We start from the raw sequence: 18,571 nt of genomic DNA on the forward strand, positions 1-18,571 counted from the left end.
AAAAACCGGGAGGGAGGCGCGATGCCCCACAGGCACCCATAAATCCCCTTTAAGACAAAAACCGAAAACTTCTCCCAGGCGACGAAAAACCCGGGGGGGGGGGGGGGGGGAAAACCCCCCCCCCCCCCCCCGACAGCGGCAGTCCCGGCAGCCCCGGCAGCCCCGACGATCAGCCGCCCAGCACGTCCTCGATCGCCGCCACCGCGAGGCGGTGGTCCTGCTCCGGCGCGCCGCCGCCCACTCCGATCGCGCCGACGAGGCGCCCGTCGCGGTGCAGGGGCACGCCCCCGGCGATGAAGAGGAGCGGGCGGTCGAGCGCGGTCGGCAGGGTGTGGAAGGGGCCGCCGGGCTGGACGGCGTCGACCACGTCGGCGGTCGGGGCGTCCAGTTGCAGGGCGGTGAACGCCTTCCGCGTGCTGGTCTCCCCCGCGATCAGTACGGCCCGGTCGTCCCGGCGGAAGGCCAGTAGGTGGCCACCGGCGTCGAGGACGCTGACGGCGACCCGTACGCCCTGCTCGTCGGCGGCCCGGCGCACGGCGACGACGAGGGCCTCAGCGTCGTGCGTGGTGAGCGGGCGGACGGGGGTCGCGGTCTCGGTGACGGTGGCAGTCATGGGAGGTGCTCCTTGCGATAGTGCGGTGGTGCGGTTGTGGGGGGGCGTGGAGGGCGTGGGGATTCCGCGAGTGGGCCTTCGGCGGGCTCAGTGCCCGACCGTCACGACCTCACGCTCGACGGAGAGGGGGGCGGACCCGGCGGCGATGCGTCCGCTCCGGGCGCCCGTACGCCGCTCCAGCGAGGCCGACACGAGGGCCAGGACCAGCGCGGAGGCGGCCATCAGAGCGCCGACCCAGTTGGGCGCGGTGTACCCGAAGCCGGCGGAGATGACGACGCCACCGAGCCAGGCCGCGATCGCGTTGCCGAGGTTGAACGCGCCGATGTTGACGGCGGAGGCCAGGGTCGGGGCGTCGGCGGTGTGGTCCAGGACGCGCTTCTGCAGCGGCGGTACGGACGCGAAGCCGAAGGCGCCGATCAGCGGGATGGCCACGGCGGCCGCGATCTTGTTGTGCGCGGCCAGCGGCAGCAGGGCGAGCACGAGGGCGAGGGCGCTCAGCGTCACGTACAGCAGGGGCATCAGCGCCCGGTCCGCGTACCGTCCGCCGACGAGGTTGCCGACGAGCATGCCCACGCCGAAGAGAACGAGCAGCCAGGTGACGGAACCGGGGGCGTAGCCGGCGACCTCGGTCATCATCGGCGTGACGTAGGTGCTCATGGTGAAGACGCCGCCGAAGCCGAGGACCGTCATCGCCATCGCGAGCAGGACCTGCGGGTTGCGGAAGGCGGCCAACTCGCCGCCGATGCGACCCGCTTCGGGCTTCGGCTGCTGCGGGACGAGCGCGGCGACACCGGCCAGGCCCAGGACGCCGAGGCCGGCGATGATGAAGAAGGTGACGCGCCAGCCCGCGTTCTGGCCGACCAGGGTGGACATGGGCACGCCCAGGACGGTGGCGGCGGTCAGGCCGGTGAACATCATCGCGATCGCGCCCGCCTTCTTCTCCGGCGCGACGAGCCCGGCGGCCACGATCGAACCGATGCCGAAGAAGGCTCCGTGGGCGAGCGAGGCGACGATCCGGCCGGCCAGCATCACCCCGAAAACAGGGGCGACCGCGGAGAGCAGATTGCCCGCGATGAACAGCCCCATCAGGACCATCAGCATCCGCTTGCGCGAGACGCGCCTGCCGACGATGGCCAGCAGCGGAGCCCCGACGACGACGCCGAGGGCGTATCCGGTGGTCAGAAAGCCGGCCGTGGGGATGGAGACGCCGAAGTCCGCGGCGATGTCGGGCAACAGGCCCGTGATCACGAATTCGGTGGTGCCGATACCGAAGGCGCCGATCGCGAGCGCCAGCAGAGCGAGAGGCATGACGGGGGTGTCCTTCAGACAGTGAGGAGGAAGGGGGCGCGGTCCGCTGCCCGCAGGGGCTTTCTTTGCATGCGAACCTTACGAGCGTCGACAATAATTGCAGACGCGGGTTAATTGCAAGCGCGGGCTATTGCGCAAGCGAGCTATCCTGTTTCCGAAGACGGCGCGGACGCACGACGCGGCACGCACGGACGCCGCGCGCGTACGGCCCAGAAGGCGAAGGAGGACACGTCATGTCCCGCACCCCGGACCCCGCCCTGGTCGGCCTGGCGCAGGGCTGGTGCGCGCTTTCCGCGCTGCACGGGCGCATCGAGTCGCACATCGAGCGCGCGCTGCAGGCCGGGCACGGGCTGAGCGTGCGCGAGTTCTCCGTGCTGGACGTGCTCAGCCGCCAGCACGACGGCGAGGGCGGCCACCTGCGCATGAACCAGGTCGCCGACGCGGTCGTCCTCAGTCAGAGCGCGACGACGCGCCTGGTCAACCGCCTGGAGGACCGGGGCCTGCTCACCCGCTACCTCTGCCTCACCGACCGCCGCGGCATCTACACCGACGTCACGGACGCCGGCCGCGCCCTCCTCGACGAGGCCCGGCCGACCAATGACGCCGCGCTGAGCGAGGCGCTGCGGGAGGCGTCGAAGCGCGCGGAGCTCGCACCGCTCGTCGCCGCCGTGGAGTCGCTCTCACCGGTCGCGTAACGCGCGGCGGCCCTGCGGCCTCAGCGCCCCCCGCTCCGCTCTTGATCGACTATGACCGGATCCCGAGCGCTAAGGTCCGGATCATGAGCGACATAGAGATCCGGCCCGCGACCGCCGACGACATCCCCGCCATCGTGGCGCTGCTGGCCGACGACGCCCTCGGCGCGAAGCGCGAGTCCCCCGACGACCTGACGCCCTACCGCGCGGCCTTCGCCCGCCTCGTCGACGACCCCAACCAGCACCTCGTCGTCGCGGTCCGCGACGGCCGCACGATCGGCACGCTACAGCTCACGGTCATCCCGGGGCTGTCCCGCCGTGGCGCGACGCGGTCGGTCATCGAGGGCGTACGCGTCCACAGCGACGAGCGCGGCAGCGGGCTGGGCACGCGCTTCATCGAGTGGGCCATCGACACGTCGCGCCGCGAAGGGTGCCAGTTGGTGCAGCTCACCTCGGACGCCACCCGGATCGACGCCCACCGCTTCTACGAGCGGCTCGGCTTCGAGGCATCGCACCTCGGCTTCAAATACCAGCTCTGATCAGGCGCGGCAGCCTGATCCGGCGCGCCGGCCCGGTCGGGCGCGGCGGCAGCCCGGTCAGGCGTCGCTACGGGCCCGGGCCCGCTCGCGGTGGGCCCGCTGACGGCAGGCGCCCCCGCAGTACCGAGCGGGCCGGCCCGTCCGCGCGGAGGCAACAGGACCCTCGCAAACCGCACATACCCCCGCAACACGGGTTTCGTTACGGCTCGGCGAGGCCGGTGACGGTAGTTTCGTCACACCTCGACCCGGGCGGAGGCTGTCGCACACCAGCGCCGTGATCCTCCCCGGCTGCCCCTCCGGTCCCCGGCGCAGCTCCATCGACAGACACCCGACGAGTAGCGTCATCACGTCGCCGATCAGCACGTCTTTCCGTACTGCCCCCGCTTTCTGAGCGCGCGTCAGCAGTACTGCCAGGGCCTCGCGGAAGTCCCGTTCCACGCCCGGTGTCGGCTCGAAGCGGCCCTCGGCGCTCGCCTCCAGCGCGTCACAGAGCGCCTTGTTCCGGGCCGACAGCCGCACCACGGACGCCAGGTAGCGAAAGAACACCGCTCCCGGGTCGGCCGCGTCCGCCAACTCCCTTGCCGTGTCGGTGAACAGCCGGATCCGGTCCACCACCGTTGCCCTGAACAAGGCTTCCTTGGACGGGAAATGGCGGTAGACGGTCCCGGCACCGACCCCCGCACGACGGGCGATGGCACCGAGCGGCACCGCCAACCCGGCTTCCTCGAAGGCGGATCGGGCCGCTTCCAGGACCAGGGCCCTGTTGCGACGGGCGTCCGCCCTGCGTCGCGGAGCGGGCACCGCAGGCGGTGTCGGCGGCTGCCTTCGCTGTGCCATCGGGGAGCTCCACGTGCGGAATGACGAAACGGGATCGAGGTTCCGATTCTATCGGCACGTCCGGACAAGGGGCTGCGAGCCACGAACGGGACGGGAAAAGGGATAGGGGAACGCAAAAGGCCGCCGTCAGCGCGAAAGCGCGGACGGCGGCCTCGGAAGGTGCTGCGTGTCTAGTCGGCGATCACGGCGTCCCACGCCGCACCGGCGGCCTCCAGGGCCTCGTCCACGGCCACCGTCCCGATGCCCATCCCACGCAGGCCCTCGCCCAGTGCCGCCAGCGAGGCCAGCACGACGGCGCGGTCCGCCGCGAGACCGTAGTGGTTGACGCGGATCATCTCCTTGGCGAGCGCACCTGCCGCCGCCTGCACGGGCGCGGCGGCATCGGCCGCGAGGGCCTTCGCGACGATCTCGCGGGCGTCGACACCCTCGGGGGCGCGCACCGTCGTGGCGGCCGGGGCGGCGTCCTGGTCGCGGATGACGTAGGGAGTGAGGGGGGCCAGGGCCCGTACGCCCGCGCGGGTGGCCGCGGCGGCGGCGCGGTGCCGGGCGATGACGGAGTCCAGGCCGTCCGCCTCGATGCGGTCGACGGCCTGTTCCAGGGCGAGCATCTCCAGCTGCGCGGGGGCGTGCGGCAGAGCGGTCCGGCCGCCGTCGATCCACCGCTCCTTCCAGTCCAGGAGGGAGAGGTAGGAACGGCGGGGCGCCTGCTCGTTGGCGGCTATCCGCTCCCACGCGCGGGCGCTGACCGACACGGCCGACACGCCCGCCGGTCCCGCCATCGCCTTCTGCGCGCCGATGACGCACAGGTCGACGCCCCACTCGTCGGTGAGCAGCGGCTCGGCCGCGACGGAGGCCACGGCGTCGAGCATCAGCAGCGCGCCGTGCTCCCGGACGACCGCACCGATCTCGGCGACGGGGTTGGTGTTGCCGGTGGCCGCCTCCGCGTGGACGAGGCTGACGAAGTCGATGGCCGGGTGCGCGCGCAGCGCGTCGGCGACCTGTCCCGCGTCGACCGCACCGCTGAAGGGCGCGTCCACGGTGATCACCTCGGCGCCGCAGGAACGCAGCCAGCCGCCGAACGTCTCGCCGTACGGGCCAGTGATGATGTTCAGCGCGGTGCTGCCGGGACGTACGGCCGAGCGGATGCACGCCTCCAGCGGCAACAGGGCCTCGCCCTGCATCGCGACGACGCTCTCGCGCGTGCGCATCAGCGCGGCGACCTTGTCCTCGATGCGCGCGAAGTGCCCGGCGCCGAGCGGCGCGAGGTCGAGCAGGACCGGTGCGGTGTTCGCAGTCACGGTGGCCTTCCGGGGTCTGTAGCGCCGCGTCCCGGCGCCCGCCAATCTCCCCACGACCCTACGTCCGCGCGGCCGTCGGCGCAGAGGCCGCCGACCGCTCGACCGCGTTCCGGCGGGCGCCTGTGTCCGGTGGAACGTGCCGGAGAAGCGGGGGTCCGACGACAACGCCCATGGGGCCCGAACCGACCCGCCGGGCAGGCCTACCGCCAGCCGCCCTCGGCCACACCGCCCGGCACGGCGTCGCCCGGCTCGTAGGGCTCGCGGGTGAGGACGAAGGTGCCGATGTCCAGGTGGCTCAGGGTCCCGGTGGCCGTCCGTACGGCGCGCAGGGTCTCCCCCGCGTAGTAACCGTCGAGCCCCGTCCAGGTGCCGTCCGCCTCCGCGCGGAACCGCGCCCCCCGGCCGCCGCCGGCGAGCGGCGACAGCTCCAGCCCGCGCTCGACGCCCAGCCGCAGCGCGAAGGGGGTGGCGCCCCAGTACCAGGGGCCGGTCAGCTCCAGCAGTTCCGGATCGACCGGATCGAGCGGCCGCCAGGGCGCAGGGATCCGCGGCTCGCGGTCGGCGACGGTGCTGACCAGGTCCGACGCCAGGGCGGCGACCTCGAAGCCGTTGGTGAGGTTGGCGAGCGCGACACCGGCCAGGGCCTCGTCCGGGCTGATCCACAGCGCCGACACGAAGCCCGGCATGGAGCCGCAGTGGCCGAAGAGGACCCGACCGTTCTGGCGGGTCACCTGCACCCCGAGCCCGTAGCCCCTCACCCACTCCGGGTCCTGCGGCCCGACCACCGGGACGCGCATCTCCGCGAGCGACTGCTCGCTGAGGACGCGGCCGCTACCGTTCGGAGAAGCGTCACCGTTCAGGAGAAAGGCCGCGAAGCGGCACAGATCAGCCGCCGTGGACCACAACTCCCCGGCGGGCGCCATCCGCCCGGTGTTCACGGCGGGCTCCGGAAGCAGCGCGTCCGCCCACGGGTGCACGGCCCAGCCCGCCGTGTGCGGCGCCTCGGGGCCCAGCGTCGTACGGTCCATCCCCAGCGGCTCCAGCACCTCCCGGCGCAGCACCGTGCCCCAGTCCTCCCCGCGCGACTGCTCGACGAGCGCGCCGAGCAGCGCGAAACCGGGATTGGAGTAGTGGTGCAGCCTGCCCACCGGGTGGCGCTGGGGGCGCTCGCCGAAGATGTCGGCAAGCTCGGGGCGCAGCGCTCCGTCCGTGCGCTCCCACCACGGACCGCGCGCCTCGGCAGCGAGCCCGGAGGTGTGGGCGAGGAGCTGCGCGATCGTGGCGTCACCGCCCTCGGGTGTGTCCAGGTGCTTGCCCAGCGGGTCGCCGAGGTCGATCAGGCCCTCGTCACGCAGCCGCAGGACCAGCACGGCGACGAACGTCTTGGTGAGCGAGCCGATCCGGTACTGCGTATCGGCACCGGGCACCTGCCCGTCGACCGCGCCGTACCCCTCGGCCCACACCATGCGACCCTCACGCATCACCGCTCCCACCATGGAGGGCGCGCGGCCGGCGTTCTGACCTACGGCGAGGCGGTGCAGAAGGGCGCGGCGCGTGGCGGGGAGCAGCTCGGCGAACTGCTCCTTCGAGGGTGGCACTTCGTACGGGGAGATCATGCCCCGCACCCTAGCCAGGGCCCGCCGGGCCGTCCGAAGGGGTCTCGTCACGGTGCTGGCACCCGATTACGGCCGCCCGGGCACCGCCGCCACGGCCGGGGCCAGCCGGGCGAGGGCGGCGGCCTCCGGGCTGCCCTCCTCGGCACTGAACACGTGCACCACCAGGCCCGTCTCACCGGGCGCGGCGGGCACGTGCAGGGTCTCGAAGTCCAGGGTGAGCAGTCCGGCCACTGGGTGCCGCAGTCGCTTGCGCCCCGCCGCGCACATCACGACCTCGCCGCTGTCCCAGATCCGCCGGAACTCGGCGCTGCCCGCGCCCAGTTCGGCGATGATCCCGGCCAGTTCCACGTCGTCGGGGTAGCGCCCCGCGGCGACCCGCAGCTGGCCCACGGCCTCCGCCGCCCTGTCCTCCCACTCGGGGTGGACGAGACGGGAGGCGGGGTCGAGGAAGAGGAACCTGGCGTTGTTCCGGTCGCGGCCGTCCGGGTCGGCCAGGCCGCCGATCAGTTCGGAGCCCAGATCGTTCCAGGCCACCACGTCGAGGCGGTGGTCCGTCGCGAAGGCCGGCAGGTCGGTCATGGCGTCCAGGATCCGCCGCAACAGGGGGCTGACCCGGGCCGTGGGAGCCGGACCGCGCCTGGCGCCGGCCAGGGTGGCGAGGTGCCCGCGCTCCGCCGCGTCGAGGCCGAGCGCCCCGGCGAGCGCGTCGAGCACCTCGGGGGACGGCTGGGTGGCCCGGCCCTGTTCGAGACGCACGTAGTAGTCCATGCTGATCCCGGCGAGCTGGGCCAACTCCTCGCGACGCAGCCCGCGCACCCGTCGGCGACGTCCGCCGGTGAGCCCGACGTGCTCCGGCGCGACGCGCCCCCGGCGGGCGCGCAGAAAGTCGCCGAGCGCCCGCCCGGTGTCACCGGTCCCGTCGGTCCCGCCGCCGTTCCCGACGCGGTCGTCCACACCGTCCATGCGCTCAAGTATGGGTGGCCCTCGCAGTACCAGGACTGCCGTTCCACCGCCCGCCAGGGTGCTGGCTGCCCTGCCGCGCCCGGGAGAACGTTGGGCATGAACGAAGCCACGCCGCAGCGGCGGAAGAAGATCCTCGTCGTCAGCGCCCACCCCGACCCCCGTTCGCTCAACGCCGCTCTCACCGGCTTCGCGGCCCGGCACCTGCGTGCGGCGGGGCACGAGGTACGGGTGTCGGACCTCTACGCGATGAAGTGGAAGACGACGGTGGACGCCGACGACTTCCCCGACCACGCGGCCGACGGGCGGCTGAACGTGATGGCCGCCTCCGAGCGGGCCACCCTGGCGGACCGGCTGTCGCCCGACATCGCGGCGGAGCAGGAGAAGGTGCGCTGGTCGGACGCGGTGATCCTGCAGTTCCCGATGTGGTGGTTCGCCCCGCCCGCGATCCTCAAGGGCTGGATCGACCGGGTGTTCACCAGCGGGTTCGGCTACGGCCCGGCGGTACCCCCGCCCTACAGCGAGGGCACCTTGGGGGGACGGCGTGCGCTGGTGTCGGTGACGGCCGGCGCGCGGGAGTCGTCGTTCTCCGACCGGGGCATCCACGGGCGGCTGGCGGACGTCCTCCACCCGGTGCAGCACGGCCTGTTCTGGTTCACCGGCATGACGCCGCTCGAACCGTTCGCGGTGTACGGCTCCAACGAGCTGCCGGAGGAGCGGTTCGAGGCGGCGAAGCGGGAGTACGGGCGTCGACTGGACGGGCTCTTCACGGACGAGCCCGTCCCGTTCCGTTCGCTCGTCGGCGGCGACTACGACCACGACATGCGGCTGCTGCCGGGCATCGAGGCCGAGGGGACGACCGGGCTGGAGCTCCACACCCACCCCCACGGCTGAGCTACCGGCCCGCCTCGTCCGTCGCGTCGGGAAGCAGCGGGAACAGCCGGGTGATGAGGGCCACCGGCCGGGCGCCGTCGGGCCGGGCCAAGGGGCGCTGCTCGCGGTCCCGGTAGGGGGCGAGCGCCCGTCGGACGGCGTCCGCGACCCTGCTCATTTCCTCGGGGGTCAGATAGGCGACGGCGCTGAAGGCCTCGTCGTGGCGCCAATCGGCAGGCGCCCGGTCGCGTTGGGCGAGCCAGCGCTGCCAGCTCTCGTCCTCCAGCCCCCGGGCCAAGTCGCCGAACTGCTCCTCCGCGGACCCACCGGCGCCGGGATCGGGCTGCCTCAAGCGCCAGGGACGTGCGCGGCCCCCGCGATGAGGCGCTTCTTCGATGTGCCCGTGGCGCGCGAGCTGCCGGAGGTGAAACGAGCAGAGCCCTGAGCTGTAACCGAGCCGGGCGGCGGCTTCGGTCGCCGTGACGGTGCCGACTTCGGCCAGCAGGTCCAGCAGGGCCGTGCGGACGTCGTGCTCGCGCAGCTCATCGCCGGGGCCCCGGGTCTGTCCGGGCGGGGAATTGAGGTCGTCTTCGGTCACTTTGCAAAGTCTGCTACTTTGCAAAGGCCTTGGCAAGGGGATCTTGCCCGTAGGCATCAGGCCGCGGTGCCGCCCGCGGCGTATGTGGCGTGCGCAGAAGGGGAGACAGCGATGTCTGTTCGTCACGATCCGACCCGTTCCGTGGACCGACGGGTCCGGGTCCAGGGCCGACCCGTCGACTCGTATCCCGAGCTGCCACCGGAGGCGGAACGGGGGTCGGTGCGCCGGGTCACGGTGGTGGGTGAGGAGATCCTGAGCCGTCCGTGCCAGGAGGTGACCGAGTTCGGGACTCCGGAACTGTCGGCGCTGATCGACGACATGTTCCTGACGATGCGCGTGGCCGACGGTGCCGGTCTGGCCGCCAACCAGGTGGGCGTCGACCTGCGGTTGTTCGTGTACGACTGCCCGGACGACCAAGGGATCCGGCATGTCGGGCACATCCTCAACCCGGTCCTCGATCTGCCCGATCCGGGGAGCCGCCGACTCGTCGAGGAATTCGAGGGCTGTCTGTCCGTGCCCGGTGCCACCATGACGGTCCCCCGCACCGATCGCGCCGTCGTCCGTGGGCTCGACAAGGACGGCAACTCCCTCGTCATCGAGGGAACGGGGTACTTCGCGCGGTGCCTGCAGCACGAGACCGACCACCTCTTCGGTCAGATCTATCTCGACCGGCTGTCCAAGCGGGACCGCAAGGACGCCCTGCGGCAGATGGCGGACCGTCGCGAGGAGGTCTTCGCGCAACGCGAGGTCAGGGCCGCCCGGCTGAGCCGGTGAGGCTGTTGGTCACTTGCCGGGGAGACGCTCGGCTCCTTGCCGGTGAGAAGCTCGGTCACTTGGGGTCGCGGTTGAACTTCGCGGCCGACCAGAAGTAACCGAGCACCGCGAGGCCCAGGCACCAGGCGACCGCGAGCCATCCGTTGTGGCCGATCTCGGTGCCGAGCAGCAGCCCGCGCAGGGTTTCGATGGCCGGGGTGAACGGCTGGTACTCGGCGACCGGCTGGAACCAGCCCGGCATCGAATCGACCGGGACGAAAGCGCTCGACAGGAGCGGCAGCAGGATCAGCGGCATCGCGTTGTTGCTCGCGGCCTCGGCGTTCGGGCTGATCAGGCCCATGCCGACCGCGATCCAGGTGAGTGCCACGGCGAAGAGCACGAGCAGCCCGAACGCCGCCAGCCACTCCAGGGCTGTCGCGTTGGTGGACCGGAAGCCGATGGCCACGGCTACGGCACCGACAAGGACCACGCTGGCGACCGATTGCAGCACGCTGCCGATGACATGGCCGATGAGCACCGAGCCGCGGTGGATCGCCATCGTCCGGAAGCGGGCGATGATGCCCTCGGTCATGTCGTTGGAGACGGACACCGCGGTGCCGATCGTGGTGCTGCCGATGGTCATCAGCAGCAGGCCCGGCACGAGGTAGGCGATGTACGCGGAGCGGTCGCCGCCGCCTATGCCCGCGCTCATCACGTCACCGAAGACGTAGACGAAGAGCAGCAGCAGGATGATCGGGGTGAGTAGCAGGTTCAGGGTGAGGGAGGGGTAGCGCCGGGCGTGCAGGAGGTTGCGGCGCAGCATGGTGGTGGAGTCGCGTAGGGCGAGGGGGAGGGTGTTCATCGGGGTGCTGCTTCCTTGGCCTGGTGCGGGTGGTGGTGGGTGGTGGTGAGGGCGAAGAAGACGTCGTCGAGGTCGGGGGTGTGGACGGTGAGTTCGTCGGCTTCGATGCCGGTGGTGTCCAGCCGGTCGAGGAGGGAGCGCAGTTCGCGTTGGCTGCCGTCGCTGGGGATCTGCAGGGCCAGTGCCTCGTCGTCGCGGGTGGCCTCGCGCAGGGCGTCGGCGGCAAAGTGGTACGCGCCCGGGTCGGTGAAGCGGAGCCGCACGTGTCCGCCGGGGATGAGGCGCTTCAGCTCCTCGGCGGTGCCTTCGGCGGCGATCTTGCCGTTGTTCAACACCGCGATGCGGTCGGCGAGTTCGTCGGCTTCCTCCAGGTACTGGGTGGTGAGGAGGACGGTGACGCCGTTGGAGACGAGCTCGCGGATGATCTGCCACATGTTGTGACGGGAGCGGGGGTCGAGGCCGGTGGTCGGCTCGTCGAGGAAGATGATCCGCGGGCTGCCGACCAGCGTCATGGCGATGTCCAGCCGGCGCTTCATCCCCCCGGAATAGGTGGAAGCGGGCCTCTTCGCCGCCTCCACCAGATCGAAACGCTCCAGCAGTTCAGCGGCGACCCGCCGCCCCTCACCGCGGGAGAGATGATGCAGATCCGCCATCAGCAGCATGTTCTCCTCACCGGTGATCAACCCGTCCACGGCCGAGAACTGGCCGGTGACACCGATCGCGGCACGCACCGCCTGGGGGTCGGCGGCCAGGTCGTGGCCGCCGATGTGGATGCCGCCGGTGCCCGGGTCGGCGGAGACGAGGGTGGAGAGGATCTTCACGGCGGTGGTCTTGCCGGCGCCGTTCGGGCCGAGCAGGGAGAAGATCGTTCCTTCGGGGACCGCCAGGTCGACGCCGTCGAGCACGATCTTGTCGCCGTAGGACTTGCGCAGCCCGTTCGCCGCGATGGCCAGGTTGGTCATGAGAAGTGCGTTCCTTTTCAGGCTGCGGGCGGTGGGGTCTTTACAGGCTGCGGGCGGTGATGTCGCCGTAGGCGGTGGTCGCGTGGATGTTCAGGCCGGCGGCGGCGCCGTCGGTGTTGTTGAGCGCGTTGTGGATCCGGCCGTAGCTGGTGCCGGCGTCCAGGGAGGCGGAGACCCCGCGGGCGGCGCCGACCGAGATCTCGCCTTGCTCGGTGCGCAGCGTGACCGTGCCGCTCTGAGCTTCGGCGATCCGGATGTCGCCCTTCTGCGTGCTGATCTCCGCGGGGCCGCCCAGGCGGCCGACCGAGATGTCGCCGGCGAGGACGGTGAGGCGGGCGCTCGCGGCCTCGTCGATCTTGACCGTGCCCTGTGCGCCCTCGAAGACGACGTCACCGAGCCGTCCGACGCCCCGGAACCCGGCGGCGGCCGTCTTCGCCTCGACCCGGGAACCGGTCGGCAGCTGGACCGTCACCTCGACGGAACCGGAGCTGCCGAGGATCCGGTTCTTCGCCGGTTCGGCCTCGATCCGCAGCACACCGTCGCCGTACGCGACCGTGATCTGCTCCGCCGCCTTCACGTCGCGGCCCTTCGAGGCGTCCGCGGGCCGGACCTCGACCACGGTGTCGGCGCGGTCGGCGGCGATGAACTGCACGCGCCCGGCCGGGATGTCGAGGACGGCGGAGACGGTGGTGGGGGTGGTGAACTTCTGCATCGTGCTCTCCTTCGAGTCGGTGTTTCCGATGAGGGAAAAGCTACGTTGCATTCACAGATCGCTCAACACCATCGTTGCCAAAAATCAACACCTTCGCAGGTGAGAGCCGCTATTTCGTTGCAATGTTTCTGAATTTAACGCAACGTCAGCCACGTATTCGTTGCAATGAAATGGGAGTGAACGCTATGCTGGCGGCCCAAAGGAGCACGAAGGAGACCGCGATGCCGGGAGGCAGGCTCACTCAGCAGGAACGCCAGCAGATCGCGCTGGGGCTGGCCGACGGCCTCGCCTACGCGGAGATCGCCCGGCGCCTCGACCGTCCGACCTCGACGGTCACGCGTGAGGTGATGCGCAACGGCGGCCCCACCACCTACCGCGCCGACCTCGCCCACCGCGCCACCGAACGCCGCGCGCACCGGCGCAGGCCGACCGCCCCCCAAGGGCCGAAGACGCCGCAGCAGGCCTACGGACGCGACCCCGAAGCCGTGCGCGAGTACGAGGAGTTGTTCACCACCGTCCTCATGGCTTCGGGCATGCCCAAGATGATGTCCCGGGTGCTGACCTGTCTCACCACCACCGACGCCGGCAGCCTCACCGCGGCCGAACTCGCCCAGCGCCTCCAGGTCAGCCCGGCGTCCATCTCAAAGGCGATCACGTTCCTGGAGAGCCAGGGCCTCGTCCGCCGGGAACGCGACGAACGCCGCCGCGAGCGCTACGTCGTCGACGACGACGTCTGGTACCAGTCGATGATGGCCAGCGCCCGCGCCACCGCCCACCTCGTCGAGATCGCACGGCAGGGCGTCGGCGTCCTCGGCCCCGACACCCCGGCCGCCGCCCGTCTGGAGAACATCGCCCGCTTCGTCGACTTCGTCAGCGAGGCCATCACCCGCGCCGCGGAGCAGGCCCGCGAGGTCCTCCACACGAAGCCCGAAGCGACCTCGGGCGACACCGTCACGCCGAGTCCGGAGCACGGATAGAAAGCCCACCCGGGCGGTCACGGCCGGCGCCGCCCGCGCCGGACCCCCCGGCCCGATCAGACCCCGTCGCGCGCCTGCCACTCGGGGTTCAGCCGGATCTCGATGTCGTCGGACACCACCTCCGGCGCCGGGTCCGCGGTCACGCGGACCCGCACCGCACCGCCGGTGCCGGCCTTGACGAACGACAGGGGCGGGCAGCCCTCCTGCAGGTGCTTGTCACCCCACTGCATCAGCGACAGGAACACCGGCAGCAGGTCCTCGCCGGACTCGGTCAGACGGTACTCGTCACGGGCCCGCCTGCCCGGTTCCCGGTAGGGAACGCGCGCGACGACCCGGGCGGACTCCAACTGCTTGAGCGCCCGCGACACCGCGGGGGCGGACGTCCCGATCCGCGCCACGAAGTCCTCGAACCTGGTGGTGCCGTAGAAGCATTCGCGGACCGCCAGGAACACCGTCTTGGTGCTCAGCAGGCCCAGCACCCGCTCCGCCGAACACCCGTCGCCGATCGACCAGGCCTCCCGGTCGCGCAGCCGCTCCTCGAACTCCATCGCCATCCCGGCATTGTAGCCCGCATGGATAACGCTTGCGTTACTCAGGCGGCCCATGCTTCCATCTCGCTAACGACAACGTTAGTCAGATGGAGGGTGCAGTGGTAGCAGTAGCGGGCAAGGTGGCCGTGGTGACCGGCGGCCGGCGCGGGCTCGGCGCGGCGCTGGTGGACGAGCTGCTGGCGCGCGGGGCGCGGAAGGTGTACTCCACCGCGCGCTCGGCGTACGTCGACGACCGCCCGGAGGTGGTCACCGCCGAGCTCGAGGTCCGCTCGGCGGAGTCGGTCGCCGCCCTCGCGGAGATCGCCGCCGACGCCGAGATCGTGTTCAACAACGCCGGCGTCCTGCTGCCGGCCGCACTGCTGACGGGTGACCTGGAGAAGGCCACCGAGACGTTCGACGTCAACGTCTTCGGGCCGCTGCGGGTGGCACGGGCGTTCGCGCCGATCCTGGCCGCGGGCGGCGGGGGCGCACTCGTCAACATGCACTCCGTGCTGTCCTGGCTGGCCGGCGCCGGCGCCTACGGGGCGTCCAAGGCCGCGGCGTGGTCGGTCACGAACTCGCTCCGCCTCGAACTGGCGCCCGGCAACACCCAGGTCGTCGGCGTGCACGCCGGATTCATCGACACCGACATGGTCTCCGCCCTCGAACGGCCGAAGGCCGAGCCCGCCGAGATCGCCGCGCGGATCGTCGACGGCCTGGAAGCCGGCGCCACCGAAGTGCTCGCCGACGACGTCACCGTCACCGTCAAAGCGGCGCTTTCCGGCCCCGTGGAGCAGCTGACCTTCTCAGCCGCCGGCTGACATCTCATCCCCACACCCGAGGAGGACCGAACCGCCATGCCCCTGTGGACCATTCATCACACCCCCGGAATCTTCACCGCCGACGACAAGCACCGACTCGCCTCCCGCATCGCCGACCACTACGAGAAGGTCGGGCTGCCCCGGTTCTACGTGGTCACGCTGTTCCACGAAACCCGGTCCGAGGACTTCTACGTCGGCGGGGAGCCCACCCCGGCCGGGGTCCGCGTCACCATCGACCACATCGCCCGGCGCAACCCCGACCAGGAGGCCCGCCGCCGGACCGCCCAGTGGATCAAGGGCATGCTGCAACCCCACCTCGAACAGCACGCAGGGCTGCACTGGGAGTTCCACGTCGACGAAACCAGCGAGGACCTCTGGATGATCAACGGGATCGTGCCGCCCCCGGGAGGCTCCGACGCCGAGAAGAAGTGGGCGGAGCAGAACGCGGCGTCTTCCTACTGACCGCGTTCCTACTGACCGCGCCGCCGGGGGCACGGCAGCGGCGGACGTCCTTGTAGGTTCTCAGCCTCGATGTCATGTGATCACCCGCGCCACCAGCGCCTCCGGCCCGTTCTCAATCGGATGGCATGACTCCGGATTCTCAGTTGCGTGGCAGATCCTCTCGGCTGCGGTGCTTCCTCAGAGCACGGTCGAGAGGCGCTCGCAGGGCGGGCGAGGTCAGTTCCAGGTCACGGTTGTCGCGCCCGTCGAGCATGTGGTCGAGCCAGCGTTCATACCAGGCCAGGAAGTCGGTGGCCGACGAGACGTTGGGGCCCCAGAAGCCGTCGGCGTTTCCGGTGACGACGCGACCGGCCAGAGGACCGGTGATGCCGACAAGCACCAGGTCGGTGCACCCTGCCTCGATGATGTGCAGGAAAAGGTCACCTCGGTGAGGCGGGCCGCCGGCGAACGTGAACCCCCGAGGGCGGCCAGGCTCGCCGCGGGGGTCCATCGTGAACAGCCGACATGACTGCAACGGCAGTAGGCCGTAGAAGGGCGAGGCTCCGCCCCCGCCCAGTGTGGTCAGGAAGCTGCGGTAGGACTCGGGCAGTTCGATGTGATGGTCGGCCTCGAACTCGGCGACCTTCGCGTCTGGCAACGGGGGTTCGAGGCGGAACCCGTGCTTCTCTTCGCCGAAGGAATGGCTTCGCATCGCGGCATAGGGCACCTTGGCCAGTTTGCGTCGGATGCGGACGATTCGGGAGTCCATGCGAACTCTTCTCTCTGTCCTCCCGCAAACTACCTGCTCACTGGCATGGATGTCACCGCTGTGATCAGCTGCCCGTAAGCCAGTTGTGCCCAGTGTCGCGCGCTGGGATCCTCCCCAGATGACCAGCATGAGCACGGAACTTCGATCTGAGGCCGGATGGGACCGCCCCTACTATCGCGTCCGAGCCGATAGCTTCGAGGCTTTCTTCCTCCCGAACCCTGATGAGGTACTCGACGAGGTCTGCAACGTCGATGCTGAGGTTCGCCTCCCCGATGACTCACGCTGGAGTGCGACGATCTTCACAGTTGCCGAGGTCAGCCGGTTGATGAAGAGCTGGGAGGAGACAGGAGAAGCGGCAGGTGGTCGGTGCTTCTGGTGCTCGGACGGGCTGATCGTTCGAGATCCTGGCATCCGGAAGATGGTGACGGTGATCGCCGAGCTGCTTGCGTCGGGAGAGTTCGAAGGGACCTTCCACCGTCTGGACGACTCGGTGTGAGCTCCGATGCTTCATGACTGTGCATCGCGTTGAAATGTCCGGATCGCCCTGAGCACCTTCCTCCCCAAAGGGGTGAGTGTCATCGGCCGTCCCCGTTCGGCTCTCACCAGCAGCGGTCCGCCGAGCTCTCGCTCGATCCGGTTGATCTGCGCGACAAGGGTGAACGTGTTGAGGCCGAGGCCACTCGCTGCGGCACCGAGGCTCGGGTAGGCGGATGCAGCCGCGAATCGGCTCAGGCGTTCACTGGCTCCTTGTCCGCCGAGTGCTGGTCGGAGGATGCGTGGCGCTTGGCTGGCTTCGTCGATGGCCCAAAGTGCCTCGCTGTGGCTGGCTCCTCCGCGTGATCGCAGGGAGACATTGTGGGCCTTCGCCCACCTGGCCATGTTCGCGGTGCTCATTCCTTTCTCCGTTGCGAGGTCGCTCAGGGTGCGGCGGTGGTGGACGTACTGCTCGATCAGCCAGTCCCGTTCGACCGTCCCGCGGCGCTTGTAGTCCTGCGGGCCTTCACGGAGCGGGACTTCATACTCATGTGCGAGAGCGGTCAGCACGCTGCGGGAGAAACCGGTGAGGGCGGCCATCTGGTTCAGGGATTGGTGTTCGTCCAGGTAGTGGCGGACGAATGTCTCCTTCGGCACGTCCTGGCGGGCCTTGCGTCGGATCTGGCCCGTCGCCCTGGCGGCGGACTTCGTCGGCGTTGGCGCAGGGGCGGGGTGTTCGTCCAGGACGTGGCGGATTGCCTCGACGGTGGTGCCGAGGGCCTCAGCCGCGTACTGCACCGGGTTCTTGCGCTGGCGGACGAGGCAGTGCAGGCGGGGGACGTCGATGCGGGCGGGGTCGGGGCCGGGCAGATTCAGCCCGTCGAGCAGGGAGGTGGGCGGCTGCCAGATCACTGGCTCGTCGTCGATGCCCTGGGCGGTCAGGAAGTCCCTGGCCGCACGGTCCAGTTCCCCGGCCAGCTCGGGTATTTGCAGGACTGCGGCGCGGGCTGCCTCGGCCCTGAAGGGTGCTTCGTCGACCTTGCGGTAGCCGGGTGCGTCTTCGGTTGGCAGGCCGCTGATGCGTTGGAACAGGCGACAGCGGATGATCTGCTCTCGTCGGCCTTGGCCGGGCGATGTGCCGGTGCGGCGGCAGATGTCCAGCCAGAGCTCGTGCGACAGGAGGCTGCTGTAGTCGAGGCGGCGGCGACGCTGGTAGTCGATGGGGATGTCGTTGGAGTCGAGGTAGTCGGCCAGGCGGACCAGCGCGGTCGTCATGTCCGGCCATAGCGGCTGATCGTTCAGCAGTTGCAAGATCCGGGAGATCTCGATGCCGTCAGCGACTGCGCCGAGGTGCCGAGCCGCGTCCTCAAGGCTGGTCCGGCTGCCGACGATCAGGAGAGAGCTGGCCAGGACAGGCGCGAGAACACGAGGGTAGACCCCTTCCGACGGCGTGAGCCGTACTGCCCAGGACGGCCAGAACGTGCTGGGTATGCTCCGGGCTCGCCGAGCCAGCTCAGTGTCCGTGAGGTTCGGTCTGCTGGGCATGGCGGTAACCGTGCGGAACCGAAGCTGGTCGCTGGGCCGGAACGACGGGGCGAGCGCGGCCAGGTGCACCGCGTTGAGGACGGGGCTCAGGCCGCGGCCCCAGCTGTCGATGCTGGTGGCACTGATCTGCCAGAGCTCCTCACGCATCGCCTCCAGCAGTCCGCGCATCGCCTCCCCGGCCAGGTGGAGATCCCGGTGTTCAAGGACTCGCAGCGCGATGGTCACCGCGACTGCGGCGCTCGCGGCCCTTGGCGGAGCCATGAAGCCGGGCCGCTCCACGGCTCGGGATGCGAGTCGAGAGCCGGCGTCGGGCGTGAAGTGCTCGTCGGCGAGATCGGCGGGCAGCAGGTTCTTGATGACGTCGGCAGGGAGGTCTGCCAGCACTCGCCCG

The 18,571-nt window shown here is 70.7% G+C and carries 21 protein-coding genes; 8 read left to right on the plus strand and 13 right to left on the minus strand.

Going from position 1 to position 18,571, the window contains the following annotated elements; all coding sequences use genetic code 11:
- Positions 1-169: 169 nt before the first annotated feature.
- Positions 170-613 carry a GlcG/HbpS family heme-binding protein gene (locus ACZ53N_RS22455; protein ID WP_469142605.1) on the minus strand — a complete coding sequence of 148 codons (444 nt, stop codon included), beginning with the start codon at positions 611-613 and terminating at the stop codon, positions 170-172.
- Between the two features lie 87 nt (positions 614-700).
- Complete coding sequence (locus ACZ53N_RS22460) at positions 701-1,921, minus strand: MFS transporter (protein ID WP_469142606.1); 1,221 nt, start codon at positions 1,919-1,921, stop codon at positions 701-703.
- A gap of 233 nt (positions 1,922-2,154) precedes the next feature.
- Between ACZ53N_RS22460 and ACZ53N_RS22465 the strand changes: the two genes are divergently transcribed.
- Both ACZ53N_RS22465 and ACZ53N_RS22470 read left to right on the plus strand, forming a co-directional pair.
- The gene (locus ACZ53N_RS22465) at positions 2,155-2,616 is read left to right on the plus strand and encodes a MarR family winged helix-turn-helix transcriptional regulator (protein WP_469142607.1); all 462 of its coding nucleotides are present in this window, start codon (positions 2,155-2,157) and stop codon (positions 2,614-2,616) included.
- Positions 2,617-2,699: 83 nt separating this feature from the next.
- Positions 2,700-3,152 carry a GNAT family N-acetyltransferase gene (locus tag ACZ53N_RS22470; protein WP_469142608.1) on the plus strand — a complete coding sequence of 151 codons (453 nt, stop codon included), beginning with the start codon at positions 2,700-2,702 and terminating at the stop codon, positions 3,150-3,152.
- Positions 3,153-3,209: 57 nt separating this feature from the next.
- On the opposite strand, the gene ACZ53N_RS22475 is transcribed toward ACZ53N_RS22470, so the two are convergent.
- The 4 genes from ACZ53N_RS22475 to ACZ53N_RS22490 form a co-directional block, all read right to left on the minus strand.
- A complete protein-coding gene (locus ACZ53N_RS22475) occupies positions 3,210-3,953 on the minus strand; it encodes a TetR/AcrR family transcriptional regulator (RefSeq protein ID WP_469142609.1) in 744 nt (247 codons plus the stop codon).
- Positions 3,954-4,159: 206 nt separating this feature from the next.
- On the minus strand, positions 4,160-5,287 hold the full coding sequence (locus tag ACZ53N_RS22480) for a pyridoxal-phosphate-dependent aminotransferase family protein (protein WP_469142610.1): 1,128 nt from the start codon (positions 5,285-5,287) through the stop codon (positions 4,160-4,162).
- 200 nt (positions 5,288-5,487) lie between these two features.
- Positions 5,488-6,903, minus strand: coding sequence for a serine hydrolase domain-containing protein (locus ACZ53N_RS22485; RefSeq protein WP_469142611.1), 1,416 nt, complete (start codon positions 6,901-6,903; stop codon positions 5,488-5,490).
- A 66-nt stretch (positions 6,904-6,969) separates the two neighbouring features.
- Positions 6,970-7,866: a helix-turn-helix domain-containing protein gene (locus ACZ53N_RS22490; protein WP_469142612.1), complete on the minus strand. Its 897-nt coding sequence runs from the start codon at positions 7,864-7,866 to the stop codon at positions 6,970-6,972.
- A gap of 96 nt (positions 7,867-7,962) precedes the next feature.
- Here ACZ53N_RS22490 and ACZ53N_RS22495 point away from each other — a divergent pair, with 96 nt between their 5' ends.
- Positions 7,963-8,757: an NAD(P)H-dependent oxidoreductase gene (locus ACZ53N_RS22495; RefSeq protein ID WP_469142613.1), complete on the plus strand. Its 795-nt coding sequence runs from the start codon at positions 7,963-7,965 to the stop codon at positions 8,755-8,757.
- Between the two features lies 1 nt (position 8,758).
- Here ACZ53N_RS22495 and ACZ53N_RS22500 read toward each other — a convergent pair whose 3' ends face one another.
- Positions 8,759-9,334, minus strand: coding sequence for a winged helix-turn-helix domain-containing protein (locus tag ACZ53N_RS22500; protein ID WP_469142614.1), 576 nt, complete (start codon positions 9,332-9,334; stop codon positions 8,759-8,761).
- 111 nt (positions 9,335-9,445) lie between these two features.
- On the opposite strand from ACZ53N_RS22500, the gene def reads away from it, so the two are divergent.
- Positions 9,446-10,108, plus strand: coding sequence for a peptide deformylase (gene def / locus ACZ53N_RS22505; protein WP_469142615.1), 663 nt, complete (start codon positions 9,446-9,448; stop codon positions 10,106-10,108).
- A 55-nt stretch (positions 10,109-10,163) separates the two neighbouring features.
- Here the strand turns inward: def and ACZ53N_RS22510 are convergent, their stop codons facing one another.
- From ACZ53N_RS22510 to ACZ53N_RS22520, 3 genes are read right to left on the minus strand one after another with little or no spacing between them, the layout of a single operon-like run.
- Positions 10,164-10,949, minus strand: a complete 786-nt coding sequence (locus tag ACZ53N_RS22510; protein WP_469142616.1) for an ABC transporter permease — start codon at positions 10,947-10,949, stop codon at positions 10,164-10,166.
- Positions 10,946-11,911: an ATP-binding cassette domain-containing protein gene (locus ACZ53N_RS22515; protein ID WP_469142617.1), complete on the minus strand. Its 966-nt coding sequence runs from the start codon at positions 11,909-11,911 to the stop codon at positions 10,946-10,948. Before ACZ53N_RS22515 ends, ACZ53N_RS22510 begins: the two co-directional genes overlap by 4 nt.
- Before the next feature lie 40 nt (positions 11,912-11,951).
- Positions 11,952-12,623: a DUF4097 family beta strand repeat-containing protein gene (locus ACZ53N_RS22520; RefSeq protein WP_469142618.1), complete on the minus strand. Its 672-nt coding sequence runs from the start codon at positions 12,621-12,623 to the stop codon at positions 11,952-11,954.
- Positions 12,624-12,844: 221 nt separating this feature from the next.
- On the opposite strand from ACZ53N_RS22520, the gene ACZ53N_RS22525 reads away from it, so the two are divergent.
- Entirely contained in the window at positions 12,845-13,600 is a 756-nt protein-coding gene (locus ACZ53N_RS22525; protein WP_469142619.1) for a GbsR/MarR family transcriptional regulator, read from the plus strand.
- Between the two features lie 56 nt (positions 13,601-13,656).
- On the opposite strand, the gene ACZ53N_RS22530 is transcribed toward ACZ53N_RS22525, so the two are convergent.
- Positions 13,657-14,154, minus strand: a complete 498-nt coding sequence (locus ACZ53N_RS22530; RefSeq protein WP_469142620.1) for a winged helix-turn-helix transcriptional regulator — start codon at positions 14,152-14,154, stop codon at positions 13,657-13,659.
- A 95-nt stretch (positions 14,155-14,249) separates the two neighbouring features.
- On the opposite strand from ACZ53N_RS22530, the gene ACZ53N_RS22535 reads away from it, so the two are divergent.
- On the plus strand, positions 14,250-14,951 hold the full coding sequence (locus ACZ53N_RS22535; RefSeq protein WP_469142621.1) for an SDR family oxidoreductase: 702 nt from the start codon (positions 14,250-14,252) through the stop codon (positions 14,949-14,951).
- A 36-nt stretch (positions 14,952-14,987) separates the two neighbouring features.
- Positions 14,988-15,413 carry a tautomerase family protein gene (locus ACZ53N_RS22540; RefSeq protein WP_469142622.1) on the plus strand — a complete coding sequence of 142 codons (426 nt, stop codon included), beginning with the start codon at positions 14,988-14,990 and terminating at the stop codon, positions 15,411-15,413.
- Positions 15,414-15,552: 139 nt separating this feature from the next.
- On the opposite strand, the gene ACZ53N_RS22545 is transcribed toward ACZ53N_RS22540, so the two are convergent.
- Entirely contained in the window at positions 15,553-16,161 is a 609-nt protein-coding gene (locus ACZ53N_RS22545) for an SMI1/KNR4 family protein (RefSeq protein ID WP_469142623.1), read from the minus strand.
- Positions 16,162-16,279: 118 nt separating this feature from the next.
- On the opposite strand from ACZ53N_RS22545, the gene ACZ53N_RS22550 reads away from it, so the two are divergent.
- Positions 16,280-16,657, plus strand: coding sequence for a hypothetical protein (locus ACZ53N_RS22550; protein WP_469142624.1), 378 nt, complete (start codon positions 16,280-16,282; stop codon positions 16,655-16,657).
- Between the two features lie 11 nt (positions 16,658-16,668).
- Here ACZ53N_RS22550 and ACZ53N_RS22555 read toward each other — a convergent pair whose 3' ends face one another.
- Entirely contained in the window at positions 16,669-18,564 is a 1,896-nt protein-coding gene (locus tag ACZ53N_RS22555; RefSeq protein WP_469142625.1) for a helix-turn-helix domain-containing protein, read from the minus strand.
- Positions 18,565-18,571: the final 7 nt, after the last annotated feature.

The organism is Streptomyces sp. NPDC033229 (genome assembly GCF_055576875.1).